This is a genomic window from Microbulbifer elongatus (assembly GCF_020524885.1).
GTDB lineage: Bacteria > Pseudomonadota > Gammaproteobacteria > Pseudomonadales > Cellvibrionaceae > Microbulbifer > Microbulbifer elongatus_A.
Map to the genome: position 1 here is coordinate 1,468,624 of NZ_JAIVKJ010000001.1, position 19,963 is coordinate 1,488,586.

Consider the following 19,963-nt stretch of genomic DNA (forward strand, 5'->3'; position numbering starts at 1 on the left):
GGCGAGTGAGTGTGGCATGGTGGTGCCCAGGCCGGCCCGTGACTGCTAAGTAAACAAACGTAAATCAACTTGGCCCGGCTGATAGAATTTCGATAATCAAAATAAATGCATTTTTGCCGATATTGTTTTATGGGGCTTCTGTCTAAACCATTTTTGTTGCGGCTCCCGCAGCGGCTCATATGTGCTCTGCTGGCTGGGTTGCTGACGGTACTGCTCACTGCCTGCTCGAGTGCACCGCTACTGCCACCGCAATTTCCCGAGCAGTCTCTCGGGTTGCCGGACCGTTTCAGCACCAGCGGCAGCCAGCTGACGGCGCAGCGCTGGTGGCAGAGTTTCAGCAATAGTGAACTTGATCAGCTGGTGAATCTGGCGTTGGCGTCCAACCCGGACCTGCAAGCGACCTACTGGCGGTTGCAGCAGGCGGACGCGGCGGCGGCCCAGGCCCGCAGCGGTTTCTGGCCGCGCTTGACCGGTGCACTGGAAAATACCGAGCAGCGCCGCGCCTCCAGCAACAATTTTGATTTCTCCGGTGCCGAGAATGAAGGCAACAGCTGGAGTGGTAGCCTCGCCGCCGGCTATGAAGTGGATCTTTGGGGGCGCGTGCGCAGTGGTGCGCGAGCGGCTGAAGCCGGGCGACTGGCCCGGGAAGATAGTTTCCAGGTGGCGGCACTGACGCTCGCGGCGGAGGTGACCAGCGTCTGGCTGCAACTACAGGAAGCCTGGGGGCAGCAGCAACTCCTCGAGCAGCAGCTGGATACCAACCGTAAGACCCTGCGGGTACTTGAACTGCGTTTCGGTGGCGGTGTGAGCGGCGCGGCCGATGTCCTTCAGCAGCGGCAGTTGGTAGAGCAGTCGCAACAGGAACTGGCGCAGAGCCGGGCGGACATTCAGGTGCTGCAGGTGCAGCTTGCCGCCTTGCTTGGGGTTGCCCCCGAGCAGCTCCCGGATTTTGCCCGAACTGTCAGCGGGCTGCCGGTGCTCCCGGCGCTGCCGGATACCGGTGTTCCTTCCCATTTGTTATTGCGCCGCCCGGATGTGCGCCTTGCCCAGCGTGAAGTTTTGCAGGGACATTACCTTGCCAATCAGGCGTGGGCCGAACGGCTGCCGGCACTTACCCTCAGTCTGTTTTTTAGTGGCGGCGGTCGCTCGTTATCCGATATTGCCGACGACTGGTTGCTCAATTTCAGCACTGCGCTGGAGGGCGTCATATTTGATGGCGGCAACCTGGCCGCAGCCGAGCGCCAGCAGCAGGCGGTAGAGCAGGAGCGCTGGTCCGCGTTCCGCAATACCGTGATGCAGGCGCTTTCTGAAGTAGAGCAGGCGTTGATCAATGAGCGCGCCATTCGCGAGCGGCTGAGTTTTCTGGAAACACGTACAGAGCTTGCAGATCAGATTACGCTGCGACAGCGACGGGCCTACGGCCAGGGCTCAGTGGACTTCCTCAACGTGCTTTCTGCCACCGACAACCAACAATCTCTGGAGCGGCAGTTGCTGACCGCGCGCCGCCAATTACTGGAAAACCGGGTAACTCTCTATCGCGCCCTGTCCGGAGGCCTGCCAGCGCAGGACCTGCCGCAGCCGGCGGCGCAGGAGCTGGAAGTTTACCGGGTGGAGAATCCATGATGTCCAAGCATCCGCTACTGAACAAAATCAACTGGAGCATCGCCTTTCCAGTGCTGTTGATCGTACTGGCGGTAATGATTTCCAACTGGTTGCTGCGGGAAAAGCCCACCATGCAGCGGGGGGAGCGCAAGGCGCCGCCGCTCACCGTGGAGGTTGCCACCGCCGAATACGGACATTTCCCCCTGACCATCAAGGCGCTCGGCAAGGTATCGGCGCGGGAGCTGGTGGAATTACAGCCGCAGGTTGATGGCCGGGTTGAATGGCTGAATTACGACCTGGGTCCGGGGTCCACGCTCGCTAAAGGTGAGGAGCTGCTCCGCATCGAACGTGAACCCTACCAGCTCGCCCTGCAGACCGCCCGCAGTACCCTGGCGGAGCGCCGCGCGGAATTGCAGCAGGAGCAGGGGCAGCGTCTTGTGGCAAAAGAGGAGTACGAACTACTCGGTGCCTCACTGCCGGACGCGGACCAGTCCCTGGTCATGCGCGAACCGCAACTGGCCGCAGCGCGGGCGCGGATGGACGCCGCTCAGGCACAGGTGGGGCTGGCGGAACGGGATTTACGCCTTACCTCCATCTCTTCTCCATTCAACGCACTGCTGGTATCCCGCACCGTCGACATTGGTGATCGGGTTGCACCGGGTACCGTCATGTACACCCTGGCGGGTGCCGACCGTTTTCAGATTGAAGTGGAGGTACCCGCAAGCCAGCTTCCGAAGCTCAATACGCCAAAAGCGAAAGTTCGCATCCGCGGCAGCCAGTGGCCGCGGAATACCTTTCGGGAAGGTCGCTTTGTGCGGGTGATCCCGGTGCTGGAAGAACAGGGCAGGTTGGCCCGGGTGCTGGTGGAGCTGGATGATCCCCTCGGTATCGAGGATCCGTCCCGGCCCCAGTTACTGCTGAACGACCTCGCGCGGGTGGAGATTACCGGCCGTGCCGATGGACAGCAGGTGCGGATTCCGCTGACCGCTCTGCAGGATGGCAATGAAGTCTGGATTGTCCGCGACGGAAAAATCCATATCCAGCCGGTGCAGGTCTCTCATCTCGACGACGAGTTTGCGATCCTCGAAAGCGGCTTGCAGGGCGGTGAAACCCTGGTGATTACCCGCCTGACCAGCGTGACCGAAAATATGCCGGTGCGCACCGCGGATGCCGCGCGGGGCGCAAACAACCGTCGTGGGCCGAACCCGGAACAAAAACGCAAGCAGCGCGACGACGCGCGCAAATCGGCCGCCGAGGATGCTCCACCAGAACTGCCGGAACCTTCCAAAAAATCCCGCGAGCAGGGCACAGATGGTGAGCGCGGATGAGCGAGCACAATTCCAGTTCCAGTCCTAAGCGGCCACCCGTTGATACCAGTCGTGGGGCCATTGCGTGGATGACGCACAACCATGTCACCGCCAACCTGTTGATGCTGGTATTCCTGATTGGAGGCCTGATTTTTTCTCTCACCATCAAGAAAGAAGTCTTTCCGGAATTCAGCCTGGATATGGTCACCGTGAACATCTCCTACCCGGGGGCGAGCCCGGAGGAAGTGGAGCGCGGAGTACTGGTGCCGGCCGAGCAGGCGGTGACCGGCCTCGAGGGGATTAAGGAGCTGCGGGGGCGCGCTGGGGAGGGGAGTGCCAGCCTGACTCTGGAGCTTGATGAAGATGCCGACGGCAACAAGGTATTCCAGGACGTACAGGCGGCGATCGATCGCGTCAGCACTTTCCCGTCGGATATCGAACGGCCACAGGTCAGCCTGGCGGAGCGCAAGCGCGACGTGCTCGACCTGGTGGTGCATGGCAATGTGGACGAGTCCACCCTGCGCGCGTATGTGATGCAGGTGTACGACAAGCTGGAAGCCCATCCGGATATCACGCAGCTCGAGGCCTACGGGGTAAAGGATTACGAAGTTGCCATCGAGGTCGACCGCGACGATTTGCGCCGCTACAACCTGTCCCTGCCGGATATCGCGCAGCTGGTGCGCAACGATGCGGTCGACGTGCCCGCGGGCGGCGTGAAGTCCGAAGCCGGAGAGATTCTGGTGCGTGTTACCGAGCGCAAGGACTGGGCGCGTCAGTTTGGTGAGATTGCCATCGCGCGCACCGACAGCGGCGGCACCGTGCGCTTGAAGGATATAGCCAGTATTCGCGATGCCCTGGTCGATGAACCCCGCAATATGGTGTTCAACGGGGAGGCCGCAGCCGGTATCGATGTATATCGCATCGGCGATCAAACCCCGATGAGCGTGAGCGATGCCACTCACCAGGTGCTGGCCGAATTGCGCCCGACACTGCCGCCGGGCATTCATGTCAGTGTGCGCGATGACGATTCGGAAATTTTCAAGGAGCGTTTATCGCTGCTGCTGAAAAACGGCTTTATCGGACTGTTGCTGGTATTCGTGGTGCTCGGTGCTTTTCTGGAGCTGCGCCTCGCGTTCTGGGTGACCCTCGGTATCCCCATCAGCTTCCTCGGTGCGCTGCTGTTCCTGCCGTCGATGGATATCTCCATCAATATGGTGAGTATGTTCGCCTTCATCATCGCCCTCGGTATTGTGGTGGATGATGCGATCATTGCCGGGGAAAATATTTACGAGTGGCGGCAGCAGGGCTACAGCAACTTCGATGCCGCAGTGGCCGGCGCCAAGCAGGTGGCGGTGCCGCTGACGTTCGCGATTCTTACCAATATCGTTGCGTTTCTACCACTTACTGAACTGCCCGGGTTTATGGGCAAGATCTTCGGTGTTATTCCGTTTGTGGTGGGTGCGGTATTTATCGTTTCCTGGGTGGAAGCGCTGTTTATTCTTCCCGCCCACCTGGCGCACTCCAAGCGCGGCCATAAAAGCCGCTCCGCCCGCCGCCTGGCGGCCCGCCAGAAAATGCTTGCACGCAGTCTCGACCGCTTTGTGGAGCATCGCTTCAAGCCGTTTCTGGACCTGTGTGTGCGCCACCGCTACATCACTATCTCGATTTCCGTTGCCATCCTGATCGTGATGAGTGGCTACGCTGCCAGTGGCCGCATGGGCTTTACCCTCATGCCCAAGGTGGAACGGGATTCCGGCCGGGTACAGGTGACTTTCCCGCCCGGGACTGCCGAGGCGCAACTGGATCGCGCGCGCAAGCAGATCATGGGCGCGGCGGACAAAATCCTCGAGGAAACCGGCCGCGATGGGTTCTTTATTGGCATGCGCGGGCTGATTCGCGACGACTCGGTGCAGGTGGACGTGTACCTGACACCGGGGGACCAGCGCGAGGTGTCTACCGGCGAATTCGTGCGGCGCTGGCGCCGCGAAGTGGGCCCGGTACCCGGCGCGCTTAGTTCCAGTTTCGCCAGCGATCGCGGCGGCCCCGGTGCCGGGCCGGCACTGACGATTGAATTGCGCCATACCGATACGGACCTGCTTGAGGAGGCAGCGGTGCAGCTATCGGAAGCGCTTCAGGGGTTCCCCGCGGTGGGAGATATCGACGCAGGCGTCTCCCAGGGTAAGCGACAGCTGGACCTGACCCTGACCGATACCGCAAAAAGTCTCGGCCTGAGTGCGGAAGATATCGGCCGTCAGCTGCGCGCCTCCCTCTATGGCGCCGAAGCCTTTCGCCAGCAGCGCGGGCGCGATCAGGTTAAGGTGATGGTACGGCTACCCGAGACGGAGCGCGTTACCCTGGATGATGTAAACAACATCATGATTCGCGCCGGCAATGGACTCTGGCTGCCACTGCCTGACCTGGTGGAAATCGACCAGGGCCGAGCCTATGCCAGCATCAACCGCCGCGAAGGTCGCCGGGTAATGACGGTGACCGCCAACGTCGAACCAGCGGACCAGGCCGCGCTGGTGATCAACGAGCTGGATCAATCGGTAATGCCGCAGCTGCGGGCCCAATATCCGGGACTGTCACTTTCCTACGAGGGCCGCCAGGCCGACGAGCGCGAGGGCCTGTCGTCCCTCGGTCTCACCTTCAGCCTGACCCTGGCGGTGCTGTACTTCCTGCTGGCAATTCCCCTGAAAAGCTATATCCAGCCACTGACCGTGATGGTCGCCATTCCCTTCGGTGTCATCGGCGCCATTCTGGGGCATCTGGTGATGGGGTACGGGCTCAGCATGGTCAGCCTGCTGGGCATGGTGGCGCTGGCGGGTGTGGTGATCAACGATACGCTGGTGATGATCGAATACGGTAATCGCCTGCGCGCAGACGGCATGCCCATCACCGATGCCATCAAGGCCGCCGCCGCACGCCGCTTCCGGCCGATTATCTTGACCACAGTAACGACATTCTGTGGCCTGATGCCGATGATTTTTGAAACCTCGGTGCAGGCGAAATTTATGATCCCGATGGCGATTTCGCTGGGGTATGGGATTCTTGCGGCCACCACGATTTCGTTATTGCTGGTTCCGTGCCTGTATTTGATGTTTTCGCGGGATATTCCGGCTTTGTTTGGGATCTTGCGGGGTAGGGCAGTGGGGCGGGCTAGTATCTAGGCGTCTATGCGCTCCACGGTAGATGGTCAAAATCCATGCGGTATTTTAAAGTCTTCGCGACTGCAATTTCGCTTTGCTCTTAGCTGCCCGGAAAAAAGATTAAAACAGTGCGTTACAGTTGTCAGGGTGTGGCTGGATAGTGGTCGTGACGACTACTTTTCTGTTGTGTGTAATTTAGACTCTGCTGCTTAATTATTGACCTCATTGGGAATTCCGCGCAATGTCAGCAAATTAGTTGCTGGGATAGTTACGTTGGAATAGTAGCCTTGGAGGCTACGATTAAACTGTTAGGGTAAGGAGACTCGTTATGCTTTGGAAGCCATATTTTTCGTTGTCTGGAAGAATGCCAAGAAGGTGGTTTCTACTTTTCGGCGTGTTGATTTGGCTTTTTATTTATTTTCTAGGCTTAGACTACGTGATGTCGAAATCGGAAGATGTTGTTAACGGCAAAGTTTCGCAACAGGAAATCTTCCGGATTATCTATCTTACGGGCGTTGCTGCATATTTGGCTATTTTTGTGCCGGCCATAAAGCGATTTCATGATATCGGTTGGTCTGGCTGGTTTTACTTATTTTTGTTTATTCCAATAATTAGAATCCCGCTAGCATTTCTATTGGTGTTTTGGCCAGGCTCTAAGGGTGATAACAATTATGGAGTTAACCCACGACGTGGGTCGCAACCCACTGCGCAATTACCCTAACAAGGTGCGGCAGATTGAAGTCTTGCTCTGTGCACGTTTTGTGCAGTCGCTACGCTCCTGTTTTCGCTCAAAAAACACACAAAGTAAGCCGCCGCTGTGTACGGCGATATGTGTTGATCAATATCGTTCCCTGGTGACAAGTAATAGGAATCGAATATGGAAGGTGGAAAATCTAAAAAGTTTCATGCTGCCTCTTTAGGGGGTTGTTTCGGCGTGGCATTTGGCGTTGTGGCTAATATCGCATTTGGAGACCACATCTTTGGTGTTCCCGCACTTACTGTTGGCCTCTTGGTCGGCGCAGTTATCGGCTTTCTCCTTGGTGATAAGCTCACAAAAGATTTCGACAATTAGTCTTGAGCAAGGTATGCAGTCGCATATGGTCAGTCCAATGGCTTGATGCTCATCAGGTGGCGGTGCACTTTAATCCACTTCAATTGCGCCTGTTATGGAGACTTTACGTGGTGGCTAGGGAGTTCAGATGAATCTCAATCAGGTAACAATGCCGGTTTCCAACATGGAGGAGGCTACCGCGTTCTATCGGGAAATGGGCTTTATTCAGATTGTGGATACGCCTCATTACGCAAGATTTGAGTGTCCGGAGGGGGACTCCACATTCTCTCTATCCCTTACTTCGGGGGATTGTAGTAACGCTTCGGTCGTATACTTCGAGACTGAAAAACTTGATTCTTGGGTAAATGAATTGAAAGCCAAGGGCTTCACTTTCTCTCAGGAGCCCGTAGATCAGCCGTACCTGTGGCGTGAGGCGGTGCTCTTTGACCCGAGCGGCAATAAGCTGAAGCTTTATTGGGCGGGTGAAAATCGCAAAAATCCACCATGGAGAGTGGATCGCACCTCATAACATATGCAACCTTTACCGGTTGAATTAGGGATTTTTCGGGAAAGTCGTGAAATTTGAAATAGCGATAGATGATTTATCGGATGGCGGTGTCGTTGAGCTGCTGAGTTTGCACCGTAAAGAGATGTCTAAATACTCTCCGCCGGAAAGTATTCACGCTTTGGATGTGGCTGCACTGCAAAGTACCGAGATTACATTCTGGAGTGCGCGTAGAGACGGCGTGGTTGTAGCCTGCGGGGCACTTAAAGAGCTTTCATCCATTGCGGGTGAATTAAAGTCCATGAAAACGCGCACAGAGTTTCTTCGGAAGGGGTTGGGTCGAAATCTCCTCAAGGTAATCTTAGACGAGGCTGGGAGTAGGGGGTACCGTACAGTGAGTCTTGAAACCGGTACGGATAGCGCATTTAATCCAGCAGTGGCCCTGTATGAACATTATGGATTCGTTGAGTGTCCTCCATTCGGAGAGTACATGCGTGATCCGTATAGTAGGTTTTACACTAAGCGACTCGCCGGAAGCGCTTAACAGCTGTATGAAAGGGCGCGCCTAAATCCACTGCTGCGCTTTTTTTTAGTTGCGGGTTAGCGTCTGGTGCGCGGGAGGTGTTTTGTGAAAAGTTGGTTGTTTCTTGGCGCTGCGATTATTGCCGAGGTGGTAGCGACGTCGAGTTTGAAGGCGAGTGCCGGTTTTACCAGGTTTTGGCCCAGTGTGCTTGTTGTTGTGGGCTACATGGTTGCTTTTTATCTGTTGTCTCTGACCCTCAAAGTCATTCCTGTCGGCATTGCCTACGCAATCTGGGCTGGTCTTGGGATCGTGCTGATTTCCCTTGTCGGGTGGCTGATGTTTGGGCAAAAGCTCGATCTTGCGAGCGTCATCGGTATGGTGTTGATCGTCGCTGGTGTGGCGGTAATCAACCTGTTTTCAAATGTCAGTGCCCATTAGCCGCCAGAAGCCACCGGCGGCGGTAAATTAAGTCAATCTCTGCGCAATTCATCCTTGATCGCAATCGGGTTGGGGAAGTTCAGCACCACGATGTAGGAAGACACCAGGAAGGTCAGAATCGCGGTGGCTTGGATCAGGTGCGAGGCCTTGCTGCCAATCAACTGCTGGCTCACCGCCAGGAACGCGATCAAGAGCGAGAACTCGCTGATCTGCCCCAGGCGAAAGCCGATATCCCACGCAAGTATCTTTCGTTCGCTCTGCTGTCCCAGCAGGTAGCGGAACACAACCGGTTTGATGATCAGTACGGCTGCCGCGGCTACCAGGGCGGGGATGGCGATTTCCGGGACCATATCCAGGTGGAACTGGGCTCCCAGGCTGAAGAAGAACAGGATCAGGAAGAAGTCCCGCAGCGGCTTGAGACTGATGGCGATGTACTGGGATATGGGGCTGGTGGCGAGGGTAATGCCGGCGATAAAGGCACCGATTTCCCGGGAAAGGCCGACAACTTCCGCCAGTTCAGCCACGCCCATGCACCAGCCGAGGGCGAGCAGGAATACGTACTCGTGGAAGCGGTCGAATTTGGCCAGCAGGGGCTGAAGTACGTAGCGCACGGCGGCCCAGGCGAAGGCGATCAGCAGGGGGAGGGCGGCAAAGGAGATTCCCAATTGCGCAAAGTCGACGCTGCCAGTGCTGCCGCTCAACAGAATCATCAGGCAGGTAATGGCGACGAAATCCTGGAACAGGAGCAGGCCGACCATCATTTCCCCGAGGTGCTTGTGGTGGAGTACGGTGGTGGGCAGTAGTTTGATGCCGATGATGGTGCTGGAGAACATCATCGCCATGCCGATGACCCAGCTTTCGGTACTGGTAAAGCCGAATACGTGGCCGATGCCGTAACCCAGGCCAAGGAAAACGGCACAACTGATCAGGCCGACAAAGGTCGCTTTGCGCAGCACCGACATCAGCGCCTTCGGCTGCATGTCGAGGCCGAGAAGAAAAAGCAGGAAGATGATGCCAATGCTGGACATCTCTGCCATTAGCGCGACGTTGTCGATGACGCCGAAGACCGATGGGCCGAGAAGACAGCCAAGTGCGATGTAGGCTACCAAGAGTGGTTGCCGACCCCACAGGGCGAGTGAGGCGACGACGGCGGCGCCACTAAAAATCAGGAAAAACGACTGGAACAGGGAGGTCTCAGGCACTGCGCATCCTTGAAGCAGACTGGGGAGCAGACTGAATTGTTGCTTTGAGCCTCATTATCCGCGCGGATTGAGCTTGGTTTCAACCGTCATGCCGGATCAAGTCCGGCATGACGCTCAGTGAGGCCGTTTTACAGTTTAAACCAGCGCAAGATTTCCCCTTCGCTGGACAGAATCGGCTGTTCGCAAACTTCTCCTGGCGGGTTTTGCAGGATGGGTTTGGCCTGGGCGATAAATTCTTGCAGCGGTGTGGTGACTCTTTCCGGCGCGTCGCTTGCCATATCGATATCGAGCGTCATCGGCGCATCCGCTTCCTGCCCCTGGTAACGCCATACGCCGCTGCCCGCATCGTACTGGTAGTACGGCAGCATGCGGTGACCGTAATTGGCGATCAGCTCAATGGCGTCGATCAGGTAGTCGACGGTTTCCTCGTCGAGGAAATAATTGAAGTTCAGTCGCACCCAGCCCGGCTTGAGGATGCTCTCGCCTTCGCTCACCAGTTTTTCAATGGCGGTACTCTGTTCGTCGGTGAGGTGGAGCAGGTGGTGCCCGTAGGGGCCAGCGCAGGAGCAGCCCCCGCGCACCTGAATGCCGAACAGGTCGTTCAGCAGGGCGACGACAAAGCCATGGTGTAGTGGTTTGCCTTCGTGCAGCAGATGCAGGGAGACGATACTGACACGCTCGGCTTCAGTTCCGCCCAGAATCTGAATGTTTTCATTGCTGGCCCAGCGTGCGAAGGCGCGGTCAATCCAGGTGGCTTCGCGGGCTTCGATGGTGTCGGCGCCAACCTGGTCTTTCAGTGCGAAGGCCATGCCGGCACGCACGGATTCGACGATGGCCGGGGTGCCGGCTTCTTCACGGCGTTCGCCGGCGGGCAAGTAAGTGTGGCGTGCAGGGCTTACCCAGGACACGGTGCCACCGCCGGTGACTGCGGGCTGGCCCTCGGGCAGAAGGCTGCGGCGCACAATAAGGATTCCGGGGGTTCCGGGGCCACCGACGAATTTGTGTGGTGAGATAAACAGCGCATCTTTACTGGATAGACTGTCTTTGCCCTGCACATCGATCCCCACGTAGGGGGCCGCAGCGGCGTAGTCCCAGAAAGAGAGGGCGTTGTGCTTGTGCAGCAGCCGCGTAACGGCGTCTACGTCGGTACGAATACCGGTGACGTTGGAGGCCGCCGAGAAGCTGCCAATTTTCAGCGGTCGGTCTGCGTATGTGTCCAGTGCGCTTTGCAGTGCTTCGAGGTCCACACCGCCGGTGTCGTTTTGCGGAATGGTCACTACTTCTGCCACGGATTCGCGCCAGGGCAGGTCATTGGAGTGGTGCTCGTAGGGGCCGATAAAAACGACGGGGCGCTTTTCCGCGGGAATGCTGCCCGGGTTTCCACCGAGACGGGCGTAACAGTCTGCGCGTAATCCTAGGCAGTCTACGAGGCGGTTGACTGCGGCGGTGGCGCCGGAGCCACAAAAGATGATCGCGTGATCGTCGCCGGCATTGACCGATTTGCGCACTGCGGCGCGGGCCTGCTCGCGGAAGGACGTTGTCTGGCGTCCAGTGGCCGAGGTTTCTGTATGGGTGTTGGCGTACCAGGGCAATACGCGATTGCGAATGGCGTCTTCGATAAAGGTTAGCGCGCGGCCGGAAGCGGTGTAGTCAGCGTAAATCAGCGGGCGCTGGCCGAAGGGCGTTTGCATCGGCATGCGTTCGCCAATGACGTTGTCACGGATACGCTGTAGCAGGGATTCGGTGCTTGCATCTGAACCGTGGAGATCGGATGCGGTGTGGGCCTGGCGGTGCATGGCTACCTCAATATACTGCGCCCGCGGGGATCACCTGCGGGCTTGGGTCATTAACAGTAATTGAGCTGGGGATCATTCTCCCGACGGTATGGGCAGCTGTGTGGTGCTTTTTATCTGCTCCATGGCGAAATTGGAGGCCACATCGGAAATCCCCGAGTGGGCAATCAGCTTCTTGTAGAAGCGATCGTATGAGGCCACATCGCTAACCACGATTCTGAGAATGTAGTCGTAGTCGCCGGCCATGCGGTAGCAGTCCACCACTTCCGGCAAGTCTGCCATGGCGTTAGAAAAGGACTCCGCCCATTCCGCGCTGTGCTGGTTGGTTTTTACCTGGGCAAACACCGAAACCGGCAGGCCAAGGACTTCTGCATCCAGCAGTGCCACCTTGCGGCGAATGATGCCGCTTTTCTCCAATTTCTGAATCCGGCGCCAGCAGGGGGTCTTGGTAAGGCCCACACGCTCGGCCAGCTCTTCGATGGAGAGACTAACATCAGACTGCAGGATGGCAAGAAGTTGTCTATCAATCGCGTCGAGTGAGGACATAGTGCTAAATATCTCCCTAAAACGCGGGGGTATGTTCCATGGTTAACGCTAAGTCAGCTATCCATAGCAACAAAATACCCCAGTAATTTTGGCGGGCTCAGCGGGATCCGACTTCAGTTACCTGTAGAAGAACCCTTTACCGTGCCCCTTGTCTTGCCGATAACGATAATCTCAGTTCCGGGGTGTCAGTAGTGGAATTTTTCTCAGGGGGTGAATCGGGAGGTGAGGCTAAATAAAAAAGCCGGGCAATGCCCGGCCAATCAACAGGGAGATGTTGGAAAATTGTGCTGAAGCCTTAAGCGGCCTCTTTCGGCGGGAACATGGGTTCATACAGGCCCGCCGCAATCGCTTCGCGCACCCGCGCCATCAGGTCGATCTCGGTGAGCTGCTGCAGGGTTTCCAGATCGTCGAGTACGTAGTAAATCGGCTGCACGATATCGATCCGGTAGGGAGTGCGCAGTGCATCCACTACCTCGAAGGGGGCGCGCACCGGGGCATCGCTGAGGGCGTACAGGGTTTCCTTGGGGGAAGACAGAATGCCCCCGCCGTAAATGCGCAGGCCATCACTGGTGTTCATCAGGCCAAACTCAACGGTAAACCAGTAGAGGCGGGCCAGGTAGGCGCGTTCCTTGGGGGACGCCTTGAGGCCGAGCTCACCGTACTTCTGGGTGAAGTTCGCAAACGCCGGATTGGTGAGCATGGCGCAGTGGCCAAAGATCTCGTGGAAGATATCCGGCTCCTGCAGGTAGTCAAATTCTTCCGGGGTGCGGATGAAAGTGGCTACCGGGAATTTGCGCTCCGACAACAGGCGGAAGAAGGTTTCGAAGCCGATCAGCGCCGGCACGCGGGCACATTCCCACCCGGTCTCGCGGCGCAGCACGTCGCTGACCTCGGCAAGCTGGGGGATGCGGTCGCGGGGGAGGTCGAGCAGATCCAGACCGTGCAGGTATTCGTCGCAGGCGCGGCCGGGGACGACCTCAAGCTGGCGTTCGATCAGTCGGCGCCAGGTGTCGTGCTCCAGCTCTGTGTACTCGATGAAACCGTTGGCGTCAGGTTCCCGGGCAACATATTTGCTGGGCTTTTTACCACTGCTCATGGTGATCTCCTGATTGTGCGGGCGGTCGTTTGCCGCCTCGTCTGTTGTTATCTGCTCTCTATTCTTAGACAGCTGTGGCAGGGTTTGGCAGGGGGGAAGGCTTGAAAAATGGGTTGCAGCGGGCTGTTGACTACACTTTTTGTAAACTTAAGTTTACAGTTGCTCCATGAGAATCGAGATAACCTGTAGCGATCGGGTCGGAATATTGCAGGAAATAATGTCAATCTTCTCCGATTATCGCGTCAATGTGCGTTCCGGCGAGATTGGTGGTGACAGTGGGGACAAGGTCTACCTGCTGGCTCCGGAACTATTGCTGGCTCAGTACCAGTCCATCGAGAAGTCCCTGCACCGGGTACGCGGGGTGCGTCAGGTGCGCCGCATCCAGCTGATACCCTCTGAACGCCGCCACTTTGAGCTGGATACCTTGCTGCGCCACGTGGCGTACCCGGTGCTGTCTGTCGATCGCACAGGGCGTATCGTGGCGGCCAATCAGGCCGCAGCGAGGGCGTTCGGGGTGAGTCAGGGGCAGGTGGCGGGAATGGCGTTACAACGCTTCATTCCCCGTCTGCAGCTGGCGGAACTGCTGCGGGGCATCACTGCGCCGCGCTATGGTTTTCCTGTGACCGTGCGCGGCCAGGAATTCGCACTGGACTGGTCTCCGATTGCGCTGGCAGATTCCCCCGGCGCAGTGGCATCGCTCGCTGGCGCGGTGCTCACCCTGCAGCAGCGCCAGAGTGAAAAAGCGCAGGAATTTGAACCGCCACCGCCCCAGGTACTATGGGACCTGGATCGACGTCGGGATTGCTGTCTGCGGCTACAGCAGATGGCGCCGCTGGGCGAGCCGCTGCTGATCTGCGGCGAACGGGGTACCGGTAAAAGCACCTTTTTGCGGGCTGCTTACTACTTGAGTCCGCTGGCGGAGCATGGGGAATTTCGCGAGTATCGCGGTGGGGAGTTCGGCAATGAAGACCTGCGGGCGCTATCGCGGCTCAACTGCGACGCCGTCGCGCTGCTGGACGATATTCACCTCGTGGCTGAGCCTGTGCAGCAATCACTGGCGGAGCTTCTGCTGAAAGGCAAATTGCAGGCGCGCCTTATTCTCACGTCCACTTCGTATTCCTCGTTGATTCCGCCCCTGCGCCAATTATTGGAAGCGCAAATCATAGAGCTGCCGACGCTTCGCGCCATGCGACCGGCGCTGGCAGGTTTTGCCGAGTTGATTCTCGATGATGCCGCCATTGGATTTCATTCGGATGCTTTACATGCATTGGCAATGCGCGATTGGCCCACCAACCTGGAGGGGCTGGGAAACGCTTTGCAGGCGGCGGCTGGCCATGCGCGAGGCCGCAACAGTCAGGTAGTAGAGTTGATTGATTTACCGGCGGCGATGGCGGATGACACCTTGCCCTGGCTGGAGTGGGGGCGGGGGCTTACGCTTAAGGAGCAGATGGAAAAGGTCGAGCGGGCGATTCTCGCAGAGCTCGTTGAGGCGCAGGGCGCGGGTGGAAATTCGACACGGGAGCTGGCGCGGCGGCTGGGAATCTCCCACACCGCCGTTGCCAACAAGCTGCGTAAATACGGCCTGACAGAGAAGGACGTTTAGCGCTCGATTTTGCCCAGTAGCATATCCTTGAACATGACGAAGTCGCCCCACAGGGAATAGAAGGGGTTTTTGAAGGTAGCGGGGCGATTGTGCTCGAAAAAGAAGTGCCCAGCCCAGGCAAACCCATAGCCGGCGATCGGCAGCACCGCGAGAAGAATCCACTTCTGGGTGACGAGCGCCGCAGCGAGCAGACCGATAACCAGCGCGGTACCAATGAAATGCAGCCGGCGGCAGGTCAGGTTGCTGTGCTCATTGAGATAGAACGGGTAAAACTCCCTGAACGATGTAAACCGTGGGGTGGCTTCCGCTTCTGAGGGCTGGTCGTCCTGTTTGTTTGCGCTTGTCTCTGTCATTTCGCGGACCTCTATTGTTGGTTTTGTCATTGGTCTTTTCATCGGTATGCCTGTCGATGGCATGGGTGTCGCTGTTAACCCATTGTATGCGGTGCCCGGCGCCTAAACTGGTTCACCGAGGACACGGGCAGTCCCCACAGGCTAATACGGCTCAGGGTTTAGACCAACCAGTTCCATATCTGTTAATGTTCGCACCTCGCAATTTGTGATCACGTTTTAAGATCTGCCATCCGGGCACGCGCTGGATGAAGTCTGTACAGGGTAAAAACTATGGCCGGCCCGCTCTCGCATCTCAAAGTTCTCGATCTCAGCCGTATTCTTGCGGGCCCCTGGGCCAGCCAGGTGCTGGCAGACTTTGGCGCCGAGGTCATTAAGGTGGAACGTCCGGGAAAGGGGGACGACACACGGCATTGGGGCCCTCCCTACCTGAAAGATGCCGAGGGCAATGACACCGCAGATGCGGCCTATTACCTCAGTGCAAACCGCGGCAAGAAATCCATCACCGTGGACATTACCCAGCCGCGGGGGCAGGCGCTGATCAAGCAGCTGGCCCAGCAGTGCGACATTCTTCTGGAAAACTACAAGGTAGGCGGTCTGGAAAAGTACGGGCTGGATTACGCATCGATCAAATCCATCAACCCGAAAATCATCTACTGTTCCATCACTGGTTTTGGCCAGACCGGCCCCTACGCAAAACGCGCCGGGTACGATGCGATGATCCAGGGCATGGGTGGGCTGATGAGCCTTACCGGTGTACCCGAGGGGCAACCCGGCGCAGGACCACAGAAAGTGGGTGTGGCCGTTGCCGACTTGATGACGGGAATGTATGCGGTATCCGGGGTGCTGGCGGCAGTGATTCACCGGGACAGGACCGGGGAAGGGCAGCAGATTGACCTGGCGCTGCTGGATACCCAGGTAGCCTGGCTGGCCAATCAGGCACAGAACTTCCTGACGTCTGGCAAGAGCCCGGAAAGGCAGGGAACTGCCCACCCGAATATCGTGCCTTACCAGGCGGTGCCTGCGAGCGATGGCTATTTTATGTTGGCGGTGGGTAACGACGGGCAATTCAGGAAATTCTGCGAAATCGCGGGTCTTCCCGAGCTTGCGGATGACCCGGCATATGCAACCAACAGTGCACGGGTGCACGCAAGAGAAAAGCTGGTGCCGGTTGTCGAGCGGGCTACCCGCACGCAGACCGCGGCCTGGTGGCTGGAAAGGTTGAGTGATGCTCAGGTGCCCTGTGGCCCGATCAATAATCTTGAGCAGGTTTTTGCCGACCCCCAGGTGCAGGCGCGGGGCATGGTTCTGGAGCAGAGTCATCCCGCAGCGGGCAAGGTAAAAACCGTGCGCAACCCACTCGGTTTTTCTGCCTCGGCACTGGACTATACGCAAGCGCCGCCCACGCTGGGAGAGCATACGGAGGAGGTGCTGACCAGCCTGTTATCCATGAAAGCGGATGAGATTGAAGCTCTGAAGCGGGATGGGGTGGTCTGAACGCAGCACATTTTCGGCAAAAAGCGGCGCAATCTATGAGGATCTAATAGAATTACCAAGCGATTTACGGAAAGAGTTGCCAAAAGAGTACTAGGAAGGTGCGAAGATGGAACCAACTCAAAAGGCGGGATTGCCTAAAAACCTGAAACTGGTTTTTCGCCGTATTGGTAAACAGCTCGACGCTTTCTGCAAGCGCCGCCTACTGACGATCGGTAGTAATGGCGGCGCTGCAGAAAAGGGGCATGCCGGTGACCCGGCAGCAGATGTGAATTCGGACGGCCCTCAGGCGAGGGCGCGGCGGCGGAAAATCGGCCGTGGTTGATCTGCCGCGGCCTGATAGCTGTCGCTAAAGTCCGCCATGGATTCCAGCAGGCCTTCCAGAGGCTGATCGCCCTGGTAAGCAAAAGCGTTAAAACCACAGCGCTTCAGGTAGGTCAGCTGGTCGCGAATAAAGCTGCCCACCGCGCGTACTTCGCCGGTGTAACCGTAACGCTCACGCAGCAGGCGGCCGACCGTGAAGGCTCTGCCATCGGTAAACAGCGGGAAGTGGGCCGCGATCAATGGCAGCTCTGCCGCGTGTTCGCCGACCAGGTCTGCGGTTTCATCGCTGTCCAGCCAGACCCCAATCTCTTCCTTACGATCCTGCAGTTGCTCGCGCAGCTCAAGCCACAGGCTGAGCGGCAGAATCAGTTTTCCCGAAGCCAGATTGTCCGCGGTAATTTCTTCTTCGCCGCCGAGTGGCAACAGGTTCCACTGGTTATCGACAATTGCGCCGTCCAGAATCAGTTTCGCCGGGTTCTCCGGCTGCTCGCCGATCGGTTGTTTGACTGCGGGTTTTTTCACTGAGGGCTTAGCTGGCTTTTGCATATACGCGCTCCTTGAATGGCTGCAGCCCGATACGGTTGTAGGTGTCGATAAAGAATTCTTCCGGCTGGCGGTTCTCGACAAAAACGTCGAGGATCTTGCCGATGGTCTCCGGCATTTCATCGCGGGAGAAGCTGGGGCCGAGCACTTTGCCCAGGCTGGCTTTCTCGTTGGAACTGCCGCCCAGCTGCACCTGATAGAATTCCTCGCCTTTCTTGTCCACGCCGAGAATACCGATATGGCCGATGTGGTGATGGCCACAGGCATTCATACAACCGGAAATGTTCAGGTCCAGGTCGCCCAGGTCATAGAGATAATCGAGGTCGTCGAACTTGCGCTGGATCGCTTCCGCCACGGGAATGGACTTGGCGTTGGCCAGTGAGCAGTAATCGCCGCCGGGGCAGCAGATCATGTCGGTCAGGGTACCGATGTTCGGGGTGGCGAAGCCGTGCTTGCGCGCTTCCTGCCACAGGTCGAACAGCTTTTCTTGTTCCACGTCGGCCAGCACCACGTTCTGCTCGTGAGTAACGCGCACTTCGCCGAAGCTGTACTTGTCAGCCAGGTCGGCTATCGCTTCCAGCTGGCGGTCGGTCACGTCACCCGGTGGAATACCGGTGGGCTTGGTGCTGAGGGTGACGGACTGATAGCCATTGACGCGATGCGGGAAGGTGTTGCGTTCCAGCCAGCGGGAAAAAGCCTTGTCTTCACCGGCCTGGTCGCGCAGTACTGCTTCGCCATGACCATTGGAGAAGGCCTTGTAGGTGGGTTCCGGGAAGAAGCGCTTGGACCACTCGATGGCTTCCGGCGTAAGTTGATCGGCGCCGTCCTTGATCTGCTCCCATTCCGCTTCGACGCGGCGAGCAAATTCCTCTGCGCCCATGGCTTTTACCAGAATCTTGATGCGCGCCTTGAACTTGTTGTCGCGACGGCCCAGCTGGTTGTAAACGCGGACGATGGCTTCCAGGTAGGAGAGCAGGTGGGCCTCCGGAAGGAATTCGCGGATAGTCACGCCGAGGATCGGTGTACGGCCAAGGCCGCCGCCAACCAAAACCTCAAAGCCGGTTTCACCCTGGTCGTTCTTGACGATCTGTATACCGATATCGTGAGCGCGTATGGCCGCGCGGTCTTCCTTGGCTCCGCAAACAGCGATCTTGAACTTGCGCGGTAGGAAGGCGAACTCCGGGTGGAAAGTAGACCACTGGCGAATGAGTTCACAATAAGGACGCGGGTCAATCAGCTCGTCCTGTGCAACACCCGCGAACTGGTCGGTGGTGGTGTTGCGGATACAGTTGCCGCTGGTCTGGACCGCGTGCATCTCCACTTCGGCCAGTTCGGCCAGAATATCGGGTACGTCTTCCAGGTTCGGCCAGTTCAGCTGCACGTTCTGACGTGTGGTGAAATGGGCGTAGCCCTTGTCGTACTTGCGGGTGATATGGGCCAGGCGGCGCACTTGCGTGCTGTTCATCAGGCCGTAGGGCACAGCGATGCGCAGCATCGGTGCCAACCGCTGCACATACAGGCCGTTCTGCAGGCGCAGGGGCAAAAATTCTTCTTCTTTCAGCTCACCGGCGAGATAACGCTCGGTCTGGCCGCGAAACTGGGCCACCCGTTCCCGGACCAGTTTGTGGTCCTGTTCGTCGTATCGATACATAAGAGCTTGATTCCATTACTTTTTTACGCCTTTACCCGGCGTCCGGAGGGTATTCTGGACCCTACCTATGACCCTGAGTGGCGCCTAACATACCAGCCGGCTTATACAAAAAATAACAATATTTTTCGCTACCTTAGTAACCGGAAGTTATAAGAAAGGCACTTGGTGGAAAATGGCTGGTCACGGCACGGTTGCACGCCCTGCAGGGATTTGATCTACTTGAAAAACCGCGTTTTACGCGGTGCTGCTACCTTTAAAACAATAATGATTTCTTGAGTGACGGAGTATTCCGATGAACGATCAAGTAGCGCGAGAAGTAGTAGTTGTATCAAACGAAAGCGATGATGTAGTGGACGCCATTGCGGCGATTGCGCTGGTGGCCATATTCTGTGCCACTTGTGTATTCTGGGTCGCCTCTCAAGGTTAGAACCCCGAAGAGGACCTTCTGGGGTAGATGTGCCCGGTTTCCGCAGATGTATCGGGGGATCCCGGGTGCTAGCCCATTTAACCCATATTGGTTAAGACGGTCTTCACCACCAACACCAGCGTGAGAACAAACAGGGCGGTGAAAATTAGCCCGGCGGCGACGTACGCCTTGATGCTTCCGCCTTTGAAATCCCTTTCCCGGTTTTTATTCGACTGAACGCCGATTGCGGCTGCAAGTGTGCTGAGCACTACCTGGCCGAAAGATGGTTTCTGATCCGGGTTATCTTCACTCATCACATCTCCTTCCTCTCTGTAGGAGCCTGCTTGCAGGCGAACATTTTGTCTAGTGAACCGAATTCC

Annotated in this window: 19 protein-coding genes; 11 read left to right on the plus strand and 8 right to left on the minus strand. The window is 57.5% G+C overall.

Going from position 1 to position 19,963, the window contains the following annotated elements:
• Positions 1-198 precede the first annotated feature (198 nt).
• From LC059_RS06220 to LC059_RS06255, 8 genes are all read left to right on the plus strand, one after another.
• On the plus strand, positions 199-1,623 hold the full coding sequence (locus LC059_RS06220) for an efflux transporter outer membrane subunit (RefSeq protein ID WP_226702942.1): 1,425 nt from the start codon (positions 199-201) through the stop codon (positions 1,621-1,623).
• Positions 1,620-2,930 (plus strand): efflux RND transporter periplasmic adaptor subunit, encoded by a 1,311-nt coding sequence (locus LC059_RS06225; RefSeq protein ID WP_226702943.1) that lies wholly within the window; start codon positions 1,620-1,622, stop codon positions 2,928-2,930. The genes LC059_RS06220 and LC059_RS06225 overlap by 4 nt, the downstream gene beginning before the upstream one ends.
• Positions 2,927-6,079 (plus strand): efflux RND transporter permease subunit, encoded by a 3,153-nt coding sequence (locus tag LC059_RS06230; RefSeq protein WP_226702944.1) that lies wholly within the window; start codon positions 2,927-2,929, stop codon positions 6,077-6,079. Before LC059_RS06225 ends, LC059_RS06230 begins: the two co-directional genes overlap by 4 nt.
• Before the next feature lie 307 nt (positions 6,080-6,386).
• Positions 6,387-6,779: a DUF805 domain-containing protein gene (locus LC059_RS18090; RefSeq protein WP_226702945.1), complete on the plus strand. Its 393-nt coding sequence runs from the start codon at positions 6,387-6,389 to the stop codon at positions 6,777-6,779.
• Positions 6,780-6,935: 156 nt separating this feature from the next.
• The gene (locus LC059_RS06240; protein ID WP_226702946.1) at positions 6,936-7,130 is read left to right on the plus strand and encodes a hypothetical protein; all 195 of its coding nucleotides are present in this window, start codon (positions 6,936-6,938) and stop codon (positions 7,128-7,130) included.
• A 127-nt stretch (positions 7,131-7,257) separates the two neighbouring features.
• On the plus strand, positions 7,258-7,638 hold the full coding sequence (locus tag LC059_RS06245; RefSeq protein WP_226702947.1) for a VOC family protein: 381 nt from the start codon (positions 7,258-7,260) through the stop codon (positions 7,636-7,638).
• Positions 7,639-7,684: 46 nt separating this feature from the next.
• Positions 7,685-8,158, plus strand: coding sequence for a GNAT family N-acetyltransferase (locus LC059_RS06250; RefSeq protein ID WP_226702948.1), 474 nt, complete (start codon positions 7,685-7,687; stop codon positions 8,156-8,158).
• Between the two features lie 84 nt (positions 8,159-8,242).
• Complete coding sequence (locus LC059_RS06255; RefSeq protein ID WP_226702949.1) at positions 8,243-8,575, plus strand: SMR family transporter; 333 nt, start codon at positions 8,243-8,245, stop codon at positions 8,573-8,575.
• A gap of 32 nt (positions 8,576-8,607) precedes the next feature.
• Here the strand turns inward: LC059_RS06255 and LC059_RS06260 are convergent, their stop codons facing one another.
• The 4 genes from LC059_RS06260 to phhA all read right to left on the minus strand — a co-directional run bounded on the left by LC059_RS06260 (position 8,608) and on the right by phhA (position 13,212).
• Positions 8,608-9,777 carry a cation:proton antiporter gene (locus tag LC059_RS06260; RefSeq protein ID WP_226702950.1) on the minus strand — a complete coding sequence of 390 codons (1,170 nt, stop codon included), beginning with the start codon at positions 9,775-9,777 and terminating at the stop codon, positions 8,608-8,610.
• Between the two features lie 128 nt (positions 9,778-9,905).
• Positions 9,906-11,573 (minus strand): aminotransferase class V-fold PLP-dependent enzyme, encoded by a 1,668-nt coding sequence (locus tag LC059_RS06265; RefSeq protein ID WP_226702951.1) that lies wholly within the window; start codon positions 11,571-11,573, stop codon positions 9,906-9,908.
• Positions 11,574-11,645: 72 nt separating this feature from the next.
• On the minus strand, positions 11,646-12,116 hold the full coding sequence (locus LC059_RS06270) for an Lrp/AsnC family transcriptional regulator (protein WP_226702952.1): 471 nt from the start codon (positions 12,114-12,116) through the stop codon (positions 11,646-11,648).
• A gap of 295 nt (positions 12,117-12,411) precedes the next feature.
• The gene (gene phhA / locus LC059_RS06275) at positions 12,412-13,212 is read right to left on the minus strand and encodes a phenylalanine 4-monooxygenase (RefSeq protein ID WP_226702953.1); all 801 of its coding nucleotides are present in this window, start codon (positions 13,210-13,212) and stop codon (positions 12,412-12,414) included.
• A 217-nt stretch (positions 13,213-13,429) separates the two neighbouring features.
• On the opposite strand from phhA, the gene LC059_RS06280 reads away from it, so the two are divergent.
• Positions 13,430-14,815, plus strand: a complete 1,386-nt coding sequence (locus tag LC059_RS06280) for a TyrR/PhhR family helix-turn-helix DNA-binding protein (RefSeq protein WP_226702954.1) — start codon at positions 13,430-13,432, stop codon at positions 14,813-14,815.
• Here LC059_RS06280 and LC059_RS06285 read toward each other — a convergent pair.
• Positions 14,812-15,168, minus strand: a complete 357-nt coding sequence (locus LC059_RS06285; RefSeq protein WP_226702955.1) for a DUF962 domain-containing protein — start codon at positions 15,166-15,168, stop codon at positions 14,812-14,814. The genes LC059_RS06280 and LC059_RS06285 overlap by 4 nt on opposite strands.
• 270 nt (positions 15,169-15,438) lie before the next feature.
• Here LC059_RS06285 and LC059_RS06290 point away from each other — a divergent pair, with 270 nt between their 5' ends.
• A complete protein-coding gene (locus LC059_RS06290) occupies positions 15,439-16,662 on the plus strand; it encodes a CaiB/BaiF CoA transferase family protein (RefSeq protein ID WP_226702956.1) in 1,224 nt (407 codons plus the stop codon).
• Positions 16,663-16,944: 282 nt separating this feature from the next.
• Here LC059_RS06290 and LC059_RS06295 read toward each other — a convergent pair whose 3' ends face one another.
• On the minus strand, positions 16,945-17,529 hold the full coding sequence (locus tag LC059_RS06295; RefSeq protein ID WP_226702957.1) for a DUF934 domain-containing protein: 585 nt from the start codon (positions 17,527-17,529) through the stop codon (positions 16,945-16,947).
• The gene (locus LC059_RS06300) at positions 17,513-19,177 is read right to left on the minus strand and encodes a nitrite/sulfite reductase (RefSeq protein ID WP_226702958.1); all 1,665 of its coding nucleotides are present in this window, start codon (positions 19,175-19,177) and stop codon (positions 17,513-17,515) included. Before LC059_RS06300 ends, LC059_RS06295 begins: the two co-directional genes overlap by 17 nt.
• Positions 19,178-19,469: 292 nt before the next feature.
• On the opposite strand from LC059_RS06300, the gene LC059_RS17965 reads away from it, so the two are divergent.
• The gene (locus LC059_RS17965; protein ID WP_264189245.1) at positions 19,470-19,604 is read left to right on the plus strand and encodes a hypothetical protein; all 135 of its coding nucleotides are present in this window, start codon (positions 19,470-19,472) and stop codon (positions 19,602-19,604) included.
• 77 nt (positions 19,605-19,681) lie between these two features.
• On the opposite strand, the gene LC059_RS06305 is transcribed toward LC059_RS17965, so the two are convergent.
• Entirely contained in the window at positions 19,682-19,897 is a 216-nt protein-coding gene (locus tag LC059_RS06305) for a DUF2970 domain-containing protein (protein ID WP_226702959.1), read from the minus strand.
• Positions 19,898-19,963 lie beyond the last annotated feature (66 nt).

Excerpts from the sequence above, each read along its gene's own strand:
- LC059_RS06225 (WP_226702943.1), top strand. The coding sequence starts at position 1,620 with ATGATGTCCAAGCATCCGCTACTGAACAAAATCAACTGGAGCATCGCC.
- LC059_RS06230 (WP_226702944.1), top strand. The coding sequence starts at position 2,927 with ATGAGCGAGCACAATTCCAGTTCCAGTCCTAAGCGGCCACCCGTTGAT.
- LC059_RS18090 (WP_226702945.1), top strand. The coding sequence starts at position 6,387 with ATGCTTTGGAAGCCATATTTTTCGTTGTCTGGAAGAATGCCAAGAAGG.
- LC059_RS06240 (WP_226702946.1), top strand. The coding sequence starts at position 6,936 with ATGGAAGGTGGAAAATCTAAAAAGTTTCATGCTGCCTCTTTAGGGGGT.
- LC059_RS06245 (WP_226702947.1), top strand. The coding sequence starts at position 7,258 with ATGAATCTCAATCAGGTAACAATGCCGGTTTCCAACATGGAGGAGGCT.
- LC059_RS06265 (WP_226702951.1), bottom strand. The coding sequence starts at position 11,573 with ATGCACCGCCAGGCCCACACCGCATCCGATCTCCACGGTTCAGATGCA.
- LC059_RS06270 (WP_226702952.1), bottom strand. The coding sequence starts at position 12,116 with ATGTCCTCACTCGACGCGATTGATAGACAACTTCTTGCCATCCTGCAG.
- phhA (WP_226702953.1), bottom strand. The coding sequence starts at position 13,212 with ATGAGCAGTGGTAAAAAGCCCAGCAAATATGTTGCCCGGGAACCTGAC.
- LC059_RS06280 (WP_226702954.1), top strand. The coding sequence starts at position 13,430 with ATGTCAATCTTCTCCGATTATCGCGTCAATGTGCGTTCCGGCGAGATT.
- LC059_RS06285 (WP_226702955.1), bottom strand. The coding sequence starts at position 15,168 with ATGACAGAGACAAGCGCAAACAAACAGGACGACCAGCCCTCAGAAGCG.
- LC059_RS06290 (WP_226702956.1), top strand. The coding sequence starts at position 15,439 with ATGGCCGGCCCGCTCTCGCATCTCAAAGTTCTCGATCTCAGCCGTATT.
- LC059_RS06295 (WP_226702957.1), bottom strand. The coding sequence starts at position 17,529 with ATGCAAAAGCCAGCTAAGCCCTCAGTGAAAAAACCCGCAGTCAAACAA.
- LC059_RS06300 (WP_226702958.1), bottom strand. The coding sequence starts at position 19,177 with ATGTATCGATACGACGAACAGGACCACAAACTGGTCCGGGAACGGGTG.
- LC059_RS17965 (WP_264189245.1), top strand. The coding sequence starts at position 19,470 with ATGAACGATCAAGTAGCGCGAGAAGTAGTAGTTGTATCAAACGAAAGC.
- LC059_RS06305 (WP_226702959.1), bottom strand. The coding sequence starts at position 19,897 with ATGAGTGAAGATAACCCGGATCAGAAACCATCTTTCGGCCAGGTAGTG.